The 15426-nt window shown below is 72.3% G+C and carries 17 protein-coding genes; 8 read left to right on the top strand and 9 right to left on the bottom strand.

Going from position 1 to position 15426, the window contains the following annotated elements; translation table 11 throughout:
• Positions 1-7: 7 nt before the first annotated feature.
• Entirely contained in the window at positions 8-463 is a 456-nt protein-coding gene (gene trxA / locus IEX69_RS09645; protein WP_085020790.1) for a thioredoxin, read from the top strand.
• 145 nt (positions 464-608) lie between these two features.
• On the opposite strand, the gene IEX69_RS09650 is transcribed toward trxA, so the two are convergent.
• The 3 genes from IEX69_RS09650 to IEX69_RS09660 are packed head-to-tail and all read right to left on the bottom strand — an operon-like array spanning position 609 to position 2673.
• Entirely contained in the window at positions 609-1106 is a 498-nt protein-coding gene (locus IEX69_RS09650) for a hypothetical protein (RefSeq protein WP_157127295.1), read from the bottom strand.
• On the bottom strand, positions 1103-2407 hold the full coding sequence (locus IEX69_RS09655; RefSeq protein ID WP_085020792.1) for a serine/threonine-protein kinase: 1305 nt from the start codon (positions 2405-2407) through the stop codon (positions 1103-1105). Before IEX69_RS09655 ends, IEX69_RS09650 begins: the two co-directional genes overlap by 4 nt.
• A 2-nt stretch (positions 2408-2409) precedes the next feature.
• Entirely contained in the window at positions 2410-2673 is a 264-nt protein-coding gene (locus IEX69_RS09660; RefSeq protein ID WP_085020793.1) for a DUF6458 family protein, read from the bottom strand.
• A gap of 145 nt (positions 2674-2818) precedes the next feature.
• Between IEX69_RS09660 and IEX69_RS09665 the strand changes: the two genes are divergently transcribed.
• From IEX69_RS09665 to IEX69_RS09675, 3 genes are all read left to right on the top strand, one after another.
• The gene (locus IEX69_RS09665) at positions 2819-3484 is read left to right on the top strand and encodes an arsenate reductase/protein-tyrosine-phosphatase family protein (protein WP_085020794.1); all 666 of its coding nucleotides are present in this window, start codon (positions 2819-2821) and stop codon (positions 3482-3484) included.
• Positions 3485-3615: 131 nt separating this feature from the next.
• Positions 3616-4383 carry an ABC transporter ATP-binding protein gene (locus IEX69_RS09670; RefSeq protein WP_085020795.1) on the top strand — a complete coding sequence of 256 codons (768 nt, stop codon included), beginning with the start codon at positions 3616-3618 and terminating at the stop codon, positions 4381-4383.
• Positions 4380-5783: an ABC transporter permease gene (locus tag IEX69_RS09675; RefSeq protein ID WP_085020796.1), complete on the top strand. Its 1404-nt coding sequence runs from the start codon at positions 4380-4382 to the stop codon at positions 5781-5783. The genes IEX69_RS09670 and IEX69_RS09675 overlap by 4 nt, the downstream gene beginning before the upstream one ends.
• Positions 5784-5813: 30 nt before the next feature.
• Here IEX69_RS09675 and IEX69_RS09680 read toward each other — a convergent pair whose 3' ends face one another.
• A complete protein-coding gene (locus tag IEX69_RS09680; protein WP_217348632.1) occupies positions 5814-6422 on the bottom strand; it encodes a TetR/AcrR family transcriptional regulator in 609 nt (202 codons plus the stop codon).
• 94 nt (positions 6423-6516) lie between these two features.
• Between IEX69_RS09680 and IEX69_RS09685 the strand changes: the two genes are divergently transcribed.
• The gene (locus IEX69_RS09685; RefSeq protein ID WP_085020798.1) at positions 6517-8004 is read left to right on the top strand and encodes an MFS transporter; all 1488 of its coding nucleotides are present in this window, start codon (positions 6517-6519) and stop codon (positions 8002-8004) included.
• A 48-nt stretch (positions 8005-8052) separates the two neighbouring features.
• Positions 8053-9504, top strand: a complete 1452-nt coding sequence (locus IEX69_RS09690; protein ID WP_085020799.1) for a deoxyguanosinetriphosphate triphosphohydrolase family protein — start codon at positions 8053-8055, stop codon at positions 9502-9504.
• Between the two features lie 92 nt (positions 9505-9596).
• Here IEX69_RS09690 and IEX69_RS09695 read toward each other — a convergent pair whose 3' ends face one another.
• Positions 9597-10700: a hypothetical protein gene (locus tag IEX69_RS09695; RefSeq protein WP_085020800.1), complete on the bottom strand. Its 1104-nt coding sequence runs from the start codon at positions 10698-10700 to the stop codon at positions 9597-9599.
• Between the two features lie 99 nt (positions 10701-10799).
• Entirely contained in the window at positions 10800-11261 is a 462-nt protein-coding gene (locus IEX69_RS09700; protein WP_085020801.1) for a MarR family winged helix-turn-helix transcriptional regulator, read from the bottom strand.
• Positions 11262-11283: 22 nt separating this feature from the next.
• Here IEX69_RS09700 and IEX69_RS09705 point away from each other — a divergent pair, with 22 nt between their 5' ends.
• Positions 11284-11553 (top strand): hypothetical protein, encoded by a 270-nt coding sequence (locus IEX69_RS09705; protein WP_085020802.1) that lies wholly within the window; start codon positions 11284-11286, stop codon positions 11551-11553.
• 153 nt (positions 11554-11706) lie between these two features.
• Here the strand turns inward: IEX69_RS09705 and IEX69_RS09710 are convergent, their stop codons facing one another.
• On the bottom strand, positions 11707-12288 hold the full coding sequence (locus IEX69_RS09710) for an NAD(P)H-dependent oxidoreductase (RefSeq protein ID WP_085020803.1): 582 nt from the start codon (positions 12286-12288) through the stop codon (positions 11707-11709).
• A 115-nt stretch (positions 12289-12403) separates the two neighbouring features.
• Between IEX69_RS09710 and IEX69_RS09715 the strand changes: the two genes are divergently transcribed.
• Complete coding sequence (locus tag IEX69_RS09715) at positions 12404-12598, top strand: hypothetical protein (RefSeq protein ID WP_085020804.1); 195 nt, start codon at positions 12404-12406, stop codon at positions 12596-12598.
• On the opposite strand, the gene IEX69_RS09720 is transcribed toward IEX69_RS09715, so the two are convergent.
• The gene (locus IEX69_RS09720) at positions 12580-13407 is read right to left on the bottom strand and encodes a glycosyltransferase family 2 protein (protein WP_229756296.1); all 828 of its coding nucleotides are present in this window, start codon (positions 13405-13407) and stop codon (positions 12580-12582) included. The genes IEX69_RS09715 and IEX69_RS09720 overlap by 19 nt on opposite strands.
• Positions 13404-15254, bottom strand: coding sequence for a thiamine pyrophosphate-binding protein (locus IEX69_RS09725; protein WP_085020806.1), 1851 nt, complete (start codon positions 15252-15254; stop codon positions 13404-13406). Before IEX69_RS09725 ends, IEX69_RS09720 begins: the two co-directional genes overlap by 4 nt.
• Positions 15255-15426 lie beyond the last annotated feature (172 nt).

Here is a 15426-nt window from a genome sequence, read left to right on the forward strand (position 1 = left end):
CCGCCGGATGCGCCTGGACACCGTCTGGGAGCCCAGGAATTCCCAGGCGGCCGCGGCCGTTGAGAAGGACATGGCAACCACCACCCTGACCATCGAGAACCACGACGACACCGTCAAGGACGGCATCGTGCTCATCGACTTCTGGGCGTCCTGGTGCGGCCCGTGTCGCCAGTTCGCGCCCGTGTTCGAGAAGGCGTCGGAGGCCAACTCCGACATCACCTTCGCCAAGGTCGACACCGAGGATCAGCAGCAGCTCGCCGCGTCCTACGGCATCACCTCCATCCCCACGCTCGTCGTCTACCGCGACGGCATCCCCCTCATGGCGCAGCCGGGCGCCCTCCCCGGCCCGGTGCTCGACAACGTGATCGAGCAGGCCCGCGGCCTCGACATGGTGCAGGTGCGCGCCGACTACGAGAAGGCGCTCGCCGAGCGCGCCGCCGACGGCGCCTCCGCCCAGGCCTGACGCCGACAGCACGACACCGGACCGCGTCGAGCGGGGCCTCTCGGGGCCCGAGCTCGAGGCGATCCGGTCTCGTCGTGTGCTCTCGGCGGGACGGCACCGCGCTCAGACGCGGTCGCGGCCGGTGATGTAGCGCAGCGTTGCGGCCCTACTTCTTGCCCGGTCCGCCCCCTTTCCCGTTTCCGTTCCCGTTGTTGTTGCCCGGGCCCTTGTTCGGCTTGTCGCCGCCGGGGCCCTTGTCGTCCGACTCGTCGGAGGGGGCGGTCTCCTCGGCGGGCGTGGTCTCCTCGGACGGGGCCGGATCGGTGGAGACCGTCTCCGGGGCGGTCGTCTCCTCGGGCGTCGTGGTCTCCCCCGCGGGCTGCAGGTCGGAGCGCACGAGGTCGATGTTCTGCTGCACGATCTGAACCCGATCGGCGGTGATCGTCCCCGCGGCCTCGGCCGCGTCGAGGGAGGCCTGCAGCTGGTCGAGCGAGGCGAGCGCCCCCGTCGTGTCGCCCGCCGAGGCGTGATCGGCGACCTGGACGACCGCGCTCTGCAGCGTGGCCGCCGTCGCCTGATCGAGGGAGTCGTCGCTGGAGGCGCATCCGGCGACCATCACGACGGCCAGCGCGACGGGGACCATCCCGAGCATCCGGCGCCTCATGGCGTCACGCTCTCGAGCAGCTGCTGCAGATGCGAGCCCAGTGGTTCGTCGACCGGGGGGAGCTGAGGCGGCACGGAGTCGCCGGCACTCGCGCCGAGAAGGAGGAGCGCGGTGGTCGTGATGACGGCGAGCACCACCAGGGCGATCGCGACGAGGATCCAGAACCGCGGGCTCAGCCGGCGTCGACGCGGACCCGCGAACGTGGCCGTCGTCTCGAGGGTGTCGGCCGGCTCGGGCCGAGGGTCGCGGACGAAGATCCGCTCCGCACGAGCGGCCGCTCGCGGCCGGGCCTCCGCCTGGCTGGGCGAGGCGGGAGGCGCCTCGCGCTGGTCCTGCGGCGGCTCCATGGCGACCGTGGGCTCGTCGGGGTCGAGGGCCGTGACGGAGACGAGCGGGAGGGTCGCGCCCTCGAGGATGGCCGTCGCGGCCGTGCCCTCGTCCTGCGCCGGCCTCTCCGCCATCTCGGCCGCACGCCGGGCGACATCCGCCGCCGACGGGCGGGCGGCCGGGTCGAAGGCCGTCATCGTCGTCAGCAGCGACTTCCACTCGTAGCCGACGTTGCCCGGGATCTCCGGCTGCTTCGTCAGGCGCGCCATCAGCGTCTCGTGCATCGTGCCGGCCCCGAACGGCCGCTGCCCGGTGAGCGACTCGAGCAGCAGCAGGCCGAGCGTGTAGATGTCGGATGCGGGCACCGGCGACTCGCCGCGCGCCTGCTCCGGGGCCAGGTAGGCCGCCGTGCCGATCAGGGTGCCGGGGGTGGTCACCCGCGTGGAGTCGACGAGGTACGCGATGCCGAAGTCCGTCAGGGTCGCGCGGAAGGTCGCCGGATCCGTGGGCGCGGCGGGCCGCAGCAGGACGTTGGACGGCTTGATGTCGCGGTGCACCACCCCCGCCGCGTGGACGACGGCGAGCGCCCCCGCGAGGTCGGCGGCCATCCGCGCCACATCGAGGGTGTCGACGGCGCCCTCCTCGTCGAGTCGCCGACGCAGCGTGGGCCCGTCGATCAGCTCCATGACGAGGTAGGCGTGATCGCTCCCGTCGACGTGGGCGTCGAACAGCGTGACGAGCGACGGATGGCTGAGCGCGGCGAGCAGGCGCGTCTCGGAGAGACGTCGGGCCTGGTCGGCCGGCTCGGCTGCTCCGGCGTTGAACAGCTTCACGGCGACGTCGCGGCCGAGCATCTCGTCGCGGGCGCGGTACACGCGCGCCATGCCGCCCTGTCCGAGCTGGCCGACGAGCCTGTACCTGCCGCCGAGCAGCTCGCCCGTGCGCGGGGCAGGCGTCTCGAGCAGGTCGGACATGCTCAGACCAGCGGGTCGCCGTTGTCGCTGGTGCGGCGCTGGGTGACCTGCTCCCCGCTGGCGGGGTCGACGGCGGTGCGCGAGGTCGAGACGGTCGACCGGCGCCGCAGCATCAGCACGAGGCTGATGAGGAACACCACGACGCCCGCGCCCATGAGGATGTAGCCGATGAGGCTGAGGTTCACGAAGCCGCCGAGGTCGACGTTGACGGCGAAGGCGAGGATCGCTCCGATGACGAACAGCGCGATGCCGGTTCCGATGCCCATGGGGCCCTCTCTTCCTGGCCGTGTCACGGCCGCGTCGGGTCCGCCGGAGGTTAGGGTTGCCTAAAGTTCAATGTGAGTTCCGGCGGTCTGCGACCCTGCCTACCACGATTGAGTCAAACAGCATTGATCTTGTTGGGGAGGCGTGATGAGGGAGGACCTCGAGCGACGAGCCGCCGCCTTCGCCGCCCTGAGCGACCCGGCCCGCCTCCGCATCGTCGACCTCCTCACCGTGAGCGACCTCGCTCCGAAGGAGATCGGCGCGGAGCTCGACATGCCGTCCAACCTGGTCTCCTTCCATCTCGGCGTGCTCGAGGAGCGCGGCATCATCACCCGGCGCGCGTCGGAGGGCGACGGGCGCCGCAACTACGTGCGGCTGAGGTCCGAGGCGTTCCGGACGCTCGAGGCCGACCCGATCCCCGTGGCCGGTCGGGTGCTCTTCGTCTGCACGGCGAACTCCGCGAGGTCGCAGCTGGCCGCGGGCGTCTGGGCGCAGGAGAGCGACATCCCGTGCGCGTCGGCGGGCACGCATCCCGGCCCGGCGGTGAACCCCCGCGCCGTCAGCGCCGCTCGACGGTGGAGCATCCCGCTCGTCGGCGAGATGGTGCCCCGCGCCTTCGCGGAGGTCCGTCGGGCCGGCGACTTCGTCGTCACCGTCTGCGACCGGGCGCACGAGCTCCTGCACGGCGCCGATCAGGCGCACTGGTCGATCCCCGATCCCGTCCGCGCCGACTCCGACTCGGCGTTCGACGACGTCGTCCGCGAGATCCGGGAGCGTGTCGCCGACATGCTCCCCCGCCTCACCCCGGCGTGACCTCGAGAGTCGGCGGGCACGGGGCCGGGCCGACTCCCCGGACGACGTCGTACCGCGGTGCCATCGCCAGGTGCGGCCTCGGCACCGGAGGGTGACGCGCGGCGGGTGACCGCATCCGTAGCGTGAGCCCCATGCAGATCACCACGACCGACATGGGGCTGGTCGCCCGCGTGCAGAACCTCACCAAGACCTACGGCCGCGCCAACGACGGCACCCGCGTCGACGCCCTCCGCGAGGTGACGATCGGAGTCCGCCGCGGCGAGTTCACGGCCGTGATGGGGCCCTCGGGGTCGGGGAAGTCGACGCTCATGCACATCCTCGCGGGGCTCGACTCCCCGACGAGCGGCCAGGCGTGGCTCGGCGACACGGCGATCGAGGGGCTCGACGACACGGCGCTCACGGTGCTGCGGCGGCGACGCGTGGGCTTCGTGTTCCAGGCGTTCAACCTGGTGCCCACCCTCGATGTGAAGCAGAACATCCTGCTGCCCTTCGACCTCGACAACCGGAAGCCCACCGCCTCCGAGACGTTCTGGATCGACACCCTCGTCGACACCCTGGGCCTGCAGGATCGGCTGCGCCACCGCCCGCATCAGCTCTCGGGCGGACAGCAGCAGCGCGTCGCGATCGCGCGGGCCCTCGCCACCCGACCCGACCTCATCGTCGCCGACGAGCCGACCGGAAACCTCGACTCCCGAACCGGACGCGACGTGCTCACCCTCCTCACGGCCGCGGTCGCGCGATACGGGCAGAGCATCGCGATGGTCACGCACGACCCGATCGCGGCGAGCTTCGCCGACCGCGTGCTGTTCCTCGCCGACGGCCGCATCGTCGGCGACATCCCCCAGTCGAGCCCCGAGCAGATCTCGTCGATCATGCTGCGGATGGAGACGGCGGCGTGAGCGCCGCGGTCCGTTCCCCGCTTCTCGAGCACCGCGCGACGGTGCTCGTCGCCGGGTTGAGCGCCTGCCTCGGGACGCTGCTGCTCGAGGTGACGGGGGCGCTCGGCACCGTCGTCGAGGCGAGCCCGCTCGGCGACTTCGGCACCGTGCGACTGGCGCTCCTCGTGGTGGCCGGCACCTTCCTCACGATCGCGGTCTACGTCGCCGCGGTCGTCACCGCCAACACGGTCGCGACGCTCATCGCCGGGCGCCGCCGCCTGATCGCCCTCCACCGGCTGCTGGGATCGACCGCGTCGACCGAGCGGCGACGGATCGCCCGCGAGGGATTGGCGGCGGGCTCCATCGGCGCGGTGCTCGGGCTGCTGGTCGGGGTCGGGCTCTCCGCCGCCCTGGTCGGCGTGGCCGTGGCGACGGACGTCATGCCCTCGCTGGCCTACGACTTCGCGCGGCCCGAGCTGCTGCTCCCGCTCGTGATCGTCGTCCTCACCACCTGGCTGGCCTCGTTCGTCGGCGCCCGGCGCGTGCTCGACGTGACGCCGCTCGAGGCCACCTCCGGCGCGGTCGAGCCGCCCGTCGCCACCGCACCACGGCGACGACTCGTGGGGACGATCGTGCTGCAGGTGCTCGGATGCGGGCTGCTCGCCCTCGGGATCGTGGTCGGCCTGCTGTTCGGGCCGCTGGGGCTCATGATCGCGCTCCCCGGCGGGATCCTCTCCTTCACGGGCATCGTCGTGGGGGCGCCGCTGCTCATGCCCGGCGCGCTGCGCCTCGCGGGGCGGCTGCTCGGCCGGTCGGCGGCCGCGCGTCTCGCGGCCGCGAACGCCGTGCGCAACCCGGAGCGGAGCGCCCGCTCGACCATCGGGCTCGTCATCGGCGTCACGCTCGTGACGACGTTCGTCGTGGCCATGGAGAGCTTCCGCACCATCATGCTGAACGCCCAGGCGCAGTCGCCCGAGTCGTACGCCGGCGTGGAGCAGGTGCTCGACGCCATCACGGCGGTGTTCCTGGTGATGATCGGGTTCTCGGCCGTGATCGCCGCGGTGGGGATGGTCAACTCTCTCTCGCTGAGCGTGCTGCAGCGTCAGCGTGAGCTCGGCCTCCTGCGCGTACTCGGGTTCACCGCGCGCGAGGTGCGCTCGATGGTGCTCGCCGAGGCGGCGCAGCTGGCCGTGACGTCGATCATCGTCGGTCTGCTGCTCGGCACCGTCTACGGCTGGGCCGGCGCCCAGTCGCTGCTCGGCGGGATCGGGAGGCCGCCCACCCTCATCCCCCCGGTCGTGCCCTGGCAGCTGCTCGTCGGCGCCGCCGTCGTGGCGACGGTGCTCACGCTCCTCGCGTCCGTCACCCCGGCCCGCCGCGCGACCCGGGTGACCCCGATCGCGGCCCTCGCCGTGGACTGACGGCGACCGCGGCGTCGGGTCGCCGTCGGCTCAGCCGTCGGCGAGGAGCGCGCGGAGCGCGGCGCGGAGCGGACCGTCGAGGTCGGCCGGCCCCGCGCCAGCGAGCGGCTCGACGGCCGCCGACGACGAGCGGAGCATGACGATCCCCAGCAGCATCGAGATCGCCAGCTCGGCGCGAAGCAGGAACGGCTCCGAGCGGGGGTCGTCGGGATCCCGCCCGGCGACCGTCGCGATGCCACGCGCGTACTGCAGGAGGATGCGGCGGCGGACCGCGTCGGCGGCCTCGTCTCCCGACGAGCGCAGGAGCAGCAGGAGCTGGAGCGGGTCGTCGCCGTCGGGACCGGTGCCGACGTGGGCGAGCATCTTCGTGATGACCTCGTCCACCGTCGTCGACGGTGTCCGGGTGTCGATGTCGAGCTCGTCGGACGTCCGCAGCATGCAGGCCTCGAACAGCCCCTCCTTCGACACGAAGTAGCGGTTGATCAGGGCCACGTTGACACCCGCGTCGGCGGCGATCTGCCGCACGGTCGTGGCCCGGTAGCCGTCGGTCGCGAAGCGCCGCCGGGCGGCCCGCACGAGCGAGCGCCGTGTGGCCGCGGAGTCGCGTCCTGTACGCACCTCGACGTCGTCGTCGTCCACGAGCCGCCTCCGAACCATGTAAACCCGCGTTGACATCATGCCCTCCCCCGCGCATACTCTTCAAGTCAGCATCTGTTTACTTCCGAGGAGCGCCATGTCCGCCACCACCCACGGACCCACGACCGGCTCGACGCCGGCGGCACCGGTGCGGCGCTCCCGCGGCACCGCGATCGTCCTCTACCTCTCGCTCGGCGGCCTCTCGTTCGCCGTGCTGCAGTCGCTCGTCGCTCCCGCGCTGGGCACCATCGGCACCGATCTCGGTGTGGTCACCTCCGACGCGAGCTGGGTGCTGACCGCGTACCTCCTGTCGGCGGCGGTCCTCACGCCGATCCTCGGACGCCTCGGAGACATGGTCGGGAAGCGCCGGATCATCATCGTCGTCCTGGCACTGCTGCTCGTCGGCACGGTCGTCGCCGCGCTCGCCCCCAACCTCGGGATGCTCATCGTGGGACGCATCCTGCAGGGCGCGGCGGGCGCCGTGCTGCCGCTGTCGATCGGCATCGTCCGGGACGAGCTCCCGCGCGAGCGCGTCAGCGTCACCATCGGGCTGCTCTCGGCGATCTTCGGCATCGGCGCGGGCGTCGGGATCGTCGCGGCCGGCCCGATCGTCGAGGCGCTGTCCTGGCACTGGCTGTTCTGGCTGCCGGCCATCCTGGTCGCGATCGCGCTCCTGGGTGCGATCTTCGGCATCCCCGAGTCGCCCGTGCGCACCCCGGGCCGGCTCGACTGGATCGGCACGATCATCCTCTCCGTCGGTCTCGTCGCCGTGCTCCTCGCGGTGAGCGAGGGCGAGAAGTGGGGTTGGGGCGACGGCAAGACCGTCGGGCTGCTCGTCCTCGGCGCGGTCGCGCTCGTGGTCTTCGTGATCGTCGAGCTCCGGGTCGCCGAGCCGCTGATCGACGTGCGACTGTTCCGGCACCGCGGGGTCTGGACCGCCCACGTCGTCGCGCTCGCGTTCGGGTTCGCGATGTTCGGCACCTTCATCCTGGTGCCGACCCTGCTGCAGCTGCCGACCGTCCTCGGGTACGGATTCGGGAAGACCGTGAGCGAGTCGGGTCTCTACCTCCTGCCCACGGTCGTCGCCCTGGTGGTCTCCGGCGTCCTGGCCGGCATGCTGATCCGCCGCGTAGGGCCCAAGATCCCGATGGTGATCGGCGGCGTCGCCGTGACCACCGCCTTCCTGCTCCCCGCCTTCGGCCACGCCGAGATCTGGCAGATCGTGGTGTCGGGCATCCTGACCGGCATCGGCATCGGGATGGCCCTCGCGTCCACCTCGAACGCCATCGTCGAGAGCGTGCCCGCGTCGCAGACGAGCGAGGCGATTAGCGCCAACACCGTCATCCGGACGATCGGCTCCAGCGTCGGGACCGCGGTGATCGCCGCGGTGATCTCCTCGAACCTGACGCCGCAGGGCGCCCCCACCGACGACGCCTTCACGATCGGGTTCTGGGCGTCGGCGGGCGTCGGCGTGCTCGCGATCCTCGCCGCGCTCATCGCGCCCTCGTTCGCCGCCCGCCGCCGCGAGGCCGAGTCCGCCGGCGTGACCGACTTCCACGAGGGATCGACCGCCGAGTCGCGCTAGCGGCCACGGAGCGCGGCGGGGGCGGGCGGGACCGCGTAGCCTCGGGGGATGGACACCGCGACCGAGGACGAGGCGTTCCTGCGCGACGTGCAGCGCATCCAGTTCTCCCCGTTCTTCTCCCGCCTGGCGGACGTGACGCAGGTCGTCTCCCCCGCGTCACCCGGTTCGCCGGTGCACAACAGGCTGACGCACTCGCTGAAGGTGAGCGCGATCGCCCAGGGCATCGCGCGCCGGCTCGCGGACGAGCACGGCGTGTCGGTGCCGTCGCGCGTGGTGCAGGCCGCGTCGTGCGCACACGACGTCGGGCATCCGCCGTTCGGCCACCTCGGCGAGCGGGTGCTCGACCGCCTGGCACGGCACGAGCTCGGACTGCCGGACGGGTTCGAGGGCAACGCGCAGACCTACCGGATCCTCACCGCGCTGGCGGTCACCGGCGGTGTCGACCGGGGGCTGGGACTCACGGGTCAGACCCGCGCCGCCGTCGCGAAGTACCCGTGGAGTCCGCTGATCGCGCAGGATCCGGCGGCGCTGCCCGACGACGAGATCCCCAAGGGGCTGCAGCACCGGGGCGGGGCGTGGCAGGTGCCGAAGTACTCCTGCTACGTCATCGACGAGCCCGACCTGATCGCCGCCCGCGACGAGGTGGGCGCGGAACCGCTGCGACAGACCCTCGCCGCCTCGGTCATGGACATCGCCGACGACATCGCGTACTCCGTGCACGACCTCGAGGACTTCTACCGCTCGGGCATCCTGAGCTACGCCGAGGTGGCGCTCGAGTTCAACACCTTCGTCGAGGACGCCCACGAGCTCGTCGACGCCGAGCTGCCCTCCACCACCGCCGCGGGAGCCGACGACCTGCCCCCGGGCGGGGCGCTCGAGAAGCTGCGCCGCAAGATCCGGCGGAAGGACGGCTGGGTCTACGACGCCGACATCTTCTACGACTCGGTCGTCCAGGTGCGCGACGAGCTCGTCGACGGACTGCTCGCGCGCCCCTTCGACGCCTCCCTCGCCGCCGAGCACGCGACCGCCGAGTTCACCGACCGCTGGATCACGCGCCTGGGCAGCGGGATCGTGCCCACCCCGGTCGACACCCTCCGCGCCGGCCCCGTGACGCTGGATGCGCGGACCTGGCACCTGGTCGAGGTGCTGAAGTTCGTGCACAAGCGCTTCGTGCTCAGCCGGACGGATCTCGCGGTCTACCAGCGCGGCCTCAGCGAGGTGCTCCAGCGATCCGTGCGGTCGCTGGTGGAGTGGACCGACGACCGGCTCGACGCCTCGCGCGTCCCCCGCCGACTGCGCGACCTCATCGCGATCGCGGAGGAGCAGTACTCTCAGCGGGCGATCCACGTCCCTCAGGGTTCGGCGCCGATCGCACAGCAGGCGCGCGCCCGGGCCGTGCTCGACTACGTGTCGTCGTTCACCGACACGCAGGCCCTGGCCTTCGCGGAGGCCATCTCCGGCCGCAGCGACCGCCTCTGGTCCCTCGGCCGCGCCCTGTAGCCCGTCCGAGTGCCTGTTTTCGCGGCCTCTTTGGCGTTTCGCGGGGTCATTGGGCACGCGAAAGGTCAAAGAGGGCGCGAAAACAGGATGCGTCAGCGCATGCTGATCGCGATGCCCAGGACGACGGCGCCCGCGATCATCGCGGCCACGACGAGGATCGTGCCGACCCCCCAGCTCACCCGGAGCCGGCGCCCGGGCTTCGCGACGGAGGCGGCCTCTCGCGCAGCGTCGTCTCCGGGTGTCGGGACGACCTCGCCCCGGGCGAGGCGCTCGTCGCGCCACCGTCCCCAGCGCTCGATCCTGTCGTCGAGGGCATCGACGGCCGCCGCGAGCGCGAGCCAGCGGTCGGCGCGATCCGTCACGAGATCGCGCGCGCTGAGCAGGAGCATCCAGTCGTCCACGATCTCCACGTCGAGACCGCGCACGGTGTCGACCAGGCGCGCCATCACATCCGGGGTGAAGAGGTAGAGCGCGTCGCGCTCGTAGCCCTCCGGACAGTAGAGCTCGAAGTAGCGGTCGAAGTCGCCCTCGAGCGAGAGGCGCTGCGAGTCGCGCGGCACTCCCGACAGGGTGAGGGGACGGATCGGCCCGTCCTCGGACCGCAGGAGGATGTTCGGCAGCGCGGTCGGCAGTCGGAGGGCGCAGTACCCGCCGAACTGCGGGGTGGTGACGCTCGACCGCTTGTTCATGATCTCGTAGTTCGCGAACTCGACTCCGCGATCGCCGGGCGTCCGGAGCACCCGGTGGACGTTGAGAGATCCACGGCGCCGGAGCGGCAGGCGACGATGGGCGCCGCTGGGCCCCGGCCGGAACTCCATCCCGTTCGCTGCGGCGAAGCGCATCAGCCTGACGAGCACGCGCTTGCGCGGGCGGCGTCGTCGCAGGCGGAACCAGACCCAGGCGCAGAGGAACCCGCATCCGAGCGTCAATCCACCCAGGACGCTGATCACGAGCACGTTCATCAGCACATCGCTCCCGCCCTCGGAGAGCTCCGAGAGGATCGCCGACGCGAACCCCAGGATGCCGAGCGGCAGCCCGAACGTCGGGACCGCGAGGATGAAGCGGCGCACGGCGTTCCCCACGTCGCTCGCCTCGGGATGCACGGCGAGGAGCTCGCGCCAGAGGCGACGGACCTCTCGACGCCGGAGCGGCTCGGTGAGCGCGGTGGTGTCGATCGGGGTGGGCAGTGCCTGCACTCGGGTCGTGGCCTTCTGTCTCCGGGCGGGGGCGTCGCGCAGCGACGCGACGTGGCCGGCCTGCCGGGGATGCCCCAGCGGCGGGCCGCGCTCTCGAGGCTACCCGGGCAGCGGCGCGATGCGGTCGATGATCGACGTGAGCCGTGCCTGCAGCTCGACGAGCTCGTCGACGTCGACCCCGAGGGCGCGGATCACCTGCGGCGGCACCTCCTCGGCCCGATCGCGGAGCTCGCGGCCGGCCTCGGTGAGCCGCACGGCGAGCTGCCTCTCATCCTCCGCGGAGCGCTCGCGCGTCACCAGGCCGGCCGCCTCCAGGCGCTTCACGAGAGGTGACAGCGTGGCGGGCTCGAGTCGCAGCTCCGCGGCGAGGTCGCCCAGGGAGCGCGGCTCGCGCTCCCACAGGGCGAGCATCACCAGGTACTGCGGATGCGTGAGACCGAGCGGATCGAGGATCGGCTTGTAGGCGCCGATCACCGTGCGGGAGGCGACCGCAAGGGCGAAGCAGAGCTGGCGGTCGAGCTTCAGCAGGTCGGATGCGGTCGCCGTGGCCTCTGTCGTCATGATCGTTAGTATACTAATGGTTATGGCACGAAAGAAGACGCCGCGAGAGCCCAACCCCATGAACCCGTTCGACGGGAAGCCGGGGTTCGTCAACCGTCTCAACCGCATCGTCTTCACGTTCACCGGGCCGGCTCAGGTGGGCATCGGACGCCCCGAGGCGCCGTACGTGCCGCCGGCCGACCCGACGTGTCCGATCTGCGGCGTCGCGCTCGCGCAGCACGAGATCCAGCGGAACCAGGACTCGTCCACGCCCACGCGGCTCATCTGCCCCACGCCCGCCCGCGCATCCTGACGCCGCCCGCGCGCACTCGCGCGCCCCTCCTGCGCGCGCACCCGCGCGCCCCTCGCGGCCCGTCGGATCGCGCCCGCGCGCCCATCCTGATCCGTCACTTTCCGCTAGTGCAGACGCCCACGGCTAGCGGAAAGTAACGGATCGGGAGAGGGGTCAGGCGGCGGCGTCCTCCGAGGAGTCCGCCGGGGCGGACAGCACGCGCTGGAGGTCGGCGAGCACCGCGCGCAGCTGGGTGGTGACCTCCACGTCCTCGCGGGGGTGCACGTCGACGAAGCGCGTCATCGAGCCGGGCACCGACATCCGGATGTCATCGAGCACGTTCGCTCCGGCGATCCCGAGAGCCTTGCGGGCCTCGTCGTGCGACCACACGCCGCCGTACTGTCCGAACGCGGCCCCGACGACGGCGACCGGCTTGGCCGAGATCGGGCTGGAACCGAACGGGCGCGACGACCAGTCGATCGCGTTCTTCAGCACGGCCGGGATGGTGCCGTTGTGCTCGGGCGTGATGACGAGCACGGCGTCGGCCGCGGCGACGGCCTCGCGGAAGGCGGTCGCGGCGGCGGGGACGCTGCCCTCGACGTCGATGTCCTCGTTGTAGAACGGGATGTCGGCGAGTCCGTCGTAGAGGCGCAGCTCGAGCCCCTCGGGCGCGAGCTCGAGCGCGGTGTGCGCGATCTGACGGTTGGTCGAGCCGGAGCGGAGGCTGCCGACGAGGACGAGCACGGACGAGGTCATGGGTTCTCCTTGGGATCCGGGCGACGCGGCGCGTCGCGGAAGTGTCTCGCAGGGGTTTAACCGGACCACGGTCCGCTTATTCCCGACAGTCGCCGGATGGTGGGACGCTCGGAGGATGGACTCCGACGCCGACTTCGAGCAGAAGCGCCACGACCAGCTCACGACCGCCCCGAAGGCGACTGAGGCGGATGCCGAGCCGCGCATCCGCATCTCGGAGACCGCCGACGGCACGAAGCGGATCGACTGGCGCGACGACGCCGAGGTGTCGCCGAGCTCCGGCGACGACGCCGACTACCCCGCCGAGCGCTGATCCGACGCGGCCGCCTGCCGTCCGGCGCCGCGCTCCGATCGGGCCGCGGCCCGACGGGCGAGCACGATCCGCCGCCAGCGGCGCCAGGGGAGGTCGGCCGGCCAGTGCGCGAACACCGTCGCGAAGCCGCGGCGGAAGCGGACACGCAACGCCGAGAGCGACCACAGCGGACGCTGCGAGATGCTCACGCGAAGGCGCGGCTCGTGCCGGATGCGGTGGCGGACGCCCAGGTGGAACGACAGGTCGAGGTCGTCGTGCAGCTCGGGGTCGAGATGGATGCGGCGCCGCACGTCCCGCCACGCGTCGCGGCGCAGGGCGAGGTTCGAGCCGAACAGCGGGACGTGTCCCAGTGCGGGAGCGAGCGCGAGTCGATACGCCCCGAGGTAGAGCGCGGCGAGAGCGGTCCGACCCGCTCTCGGCCCGTCGGAGAAGCGCGCGGGCCCGGTGAGGGCGTCGAGCTCGGGATGGGCGGCGAACGTCGTGACGATGGTCTCGACCCAGCGCACGTCGGGGACGCTGTCGGCGTCGAGCCGCCCGATCACGTCGGCCCGCGCGGCGTCGTACCCGGTGCTCGCTGCGGCGGGGATGCCCGGGCGCGGCTCCGCGAGCACCCTCACTCCGAAGCTCAGCGCGACCTCGGCCGAGCCGTCGCTCGAGCCGTTGTCGACCACCACGATCTCATCGGGCAGCACGGTCTGCGCCGCCAGCGCCCGGAGACAGCGCTCGAGCTCATCCCGGTCGTCCTTCACCGGGATGACGACGGACACCGTGGGCAGCGCCCGCGGACGCATCCTCGCCCGGGCCCTCATCGGCGCTCGTGTGAGGCGTACTCGTCGAGCAGGCGAGCGGCTGCCGCGCCGGAGGCGCCCTCTCGGGCCAGACCCTCGTGCATCGACTGGAGCTTCTGCTCGCCCTGGGGGAAGGGCGGCAGGAGGGGGACGTTCCGGTCGGTCACGACCTGGAGGACGGTGGGGCGGTCGGCCGCGAGCGCCTCCCGCCAGGCGTCGTCGAGCGCGGTCGGATCGTCCACCCGCACGCCCCGGAGGCCGAGGGACTCGGCGTACCCGGCGAACGGGAACGCGGGGAGGTCCTGGCTCGCGGGGTAGCGCGGCGCCGACTCCATCTCACGCTGCTCCCAGCTCACCTCGGCGAGGTCGCCGTTGTCGAGCACGCACACCACGAAGCGCGGATCGGCCCAGCGCGGCCACATCCGCGCGAGGGTGACCAGCTCGGCGTTCCCGAGCATCTGCATCCCGCCGTCGCCGGCCAGCACGATCACCGGACGCGTCGGATCAGCGAGCTTCGCAGCCAGTCCGTAGGGCACGCCGCATCCCATCGAGGCGAGGCGACCCGAGACGTGCGCCTCGACGCCGTGCGGCAGGTGGAGCTGGCGGGCGTACCAGTAGACGACGCTGCCGACGTCGAGGGCGAGGAGCGTCTCCGCCGTGAGGTGCGGATCGAGGGCGGCGAGGACCGCCTCCGGGTTCACGGGGTCTGCGGGCGTCGCGGCGCGACGGCGTGCCACCTCCCGCCAGGAGGCGACCTCGCGCTCGACGGTCGCGCGCCACGAGCCCGCTTCGGGGTCTGCGCCGGTGCCGTCGGCGGTGCGTGTGGCGGGCGCGGGCGCGGGCTCGGTCTCCGGCCGGGAGTCCGGCGGGGAGTCCGGCAGCCGCGCGAGGAGCGCGGCGAGGGTCTCGGCCGCGTCGCCGATGAGGCCGACGGCGACGGGATATCGGTTTCCGATCACCCTCCCGTCGATGTCGATCTGCACCGCGGCCGCCTGGCCGGGGGCGGGGTAGAACTCGGTCCACGGATCGTCGCATCCCACGAGGAGCAGCCCGTCGCACTCGGCGAGCAGACGGGCGCTCGCCGTCGTGCCGAGGTGACCCATGGTGCCGGCGGCGAACGGGAGGCGCTCGTCGACGTACGGCTTCCCGAGCAGGCTCGTCACGATCCCGGCGCCGAGGGCCTCCGCCACCGCGACGACCTCGTCCTGCGCGCCGCGCGCACCGCGTCCGACGAAGAGGAGCGGGCGCTCGGATGCGGAGAGCACCTCGACCGCTCGGGCGAGATCGTCGACGTGGGGCACCACACGGGGAGCGCTGTAGCCGACCGCGCTGTGGAGGATGCCGTGCTCATGGGGCAGCTCGGGCGCATCCGCCTTCTGCACGTCGTGCGGGAGGATCACCACGGCGGGCGAGCGGGTCGCGAGGGCGGCACGGAAGGCGCGGTCGATCACGAGGGGGACCTGCTCGGGCGTCTGCACGGTCTGCAGGTACTCGGATGCGACGTCGGCGAAGAGGCGCTCGAGGTTCACCTCCTGCATGTACGCCGAGCCGAGGGTGCTGCGGTCCTGCTGTCCGATGATCGCGACCACCGGCACGCCGTCGAGCTTGGCGTCGTAGAGGCCGTTCAACAGGTGGATGGCGCCGGGCCCCTGAGTCGAGGTCATCACACCGACGGTCCCGCTGTACTTCGAGTGTCCGACCGCCATGAACGCGGCGGCCTCCTCGTGCCTGGCCTGGACGAAGTCGAGATCACCGGATGCGGCGATCGCCTCGACGAAGGCGTTGATGCCGTCGCCGCTGTACCCGAAGATCCGGTCGACCCCCCATTCGCCGAGCCTCTGCACGATCGCGTCGGACACCGTCGCCATGGGTCGCCTCCCTCCGGCCGCTTCTGGGGCGGCCTCTGGGTGAGCCTAGGAACGCGTGGCGGAGCGACGAGGGGGTTGCCTCCGCCCGGCGAGCGTGCTGCGTGCTGCGTCCGTTCGGGTGCGGCGCGGGTACAGGTACGGGTACTGAGGGCCCGCCGCGGCGGCCCCTGGT

It is taken from the genome of Cnuibacter physcomitrellae (assembly GCF_014640535.1).
In the GTDB taxonomy this organism is placed as follows: Bacteria; Actinomycetota; Actinomycetes; order Actinomycetales; family Microbacteriaceae; genus Cnuibacter; species Cnuibacter physcomitrellae.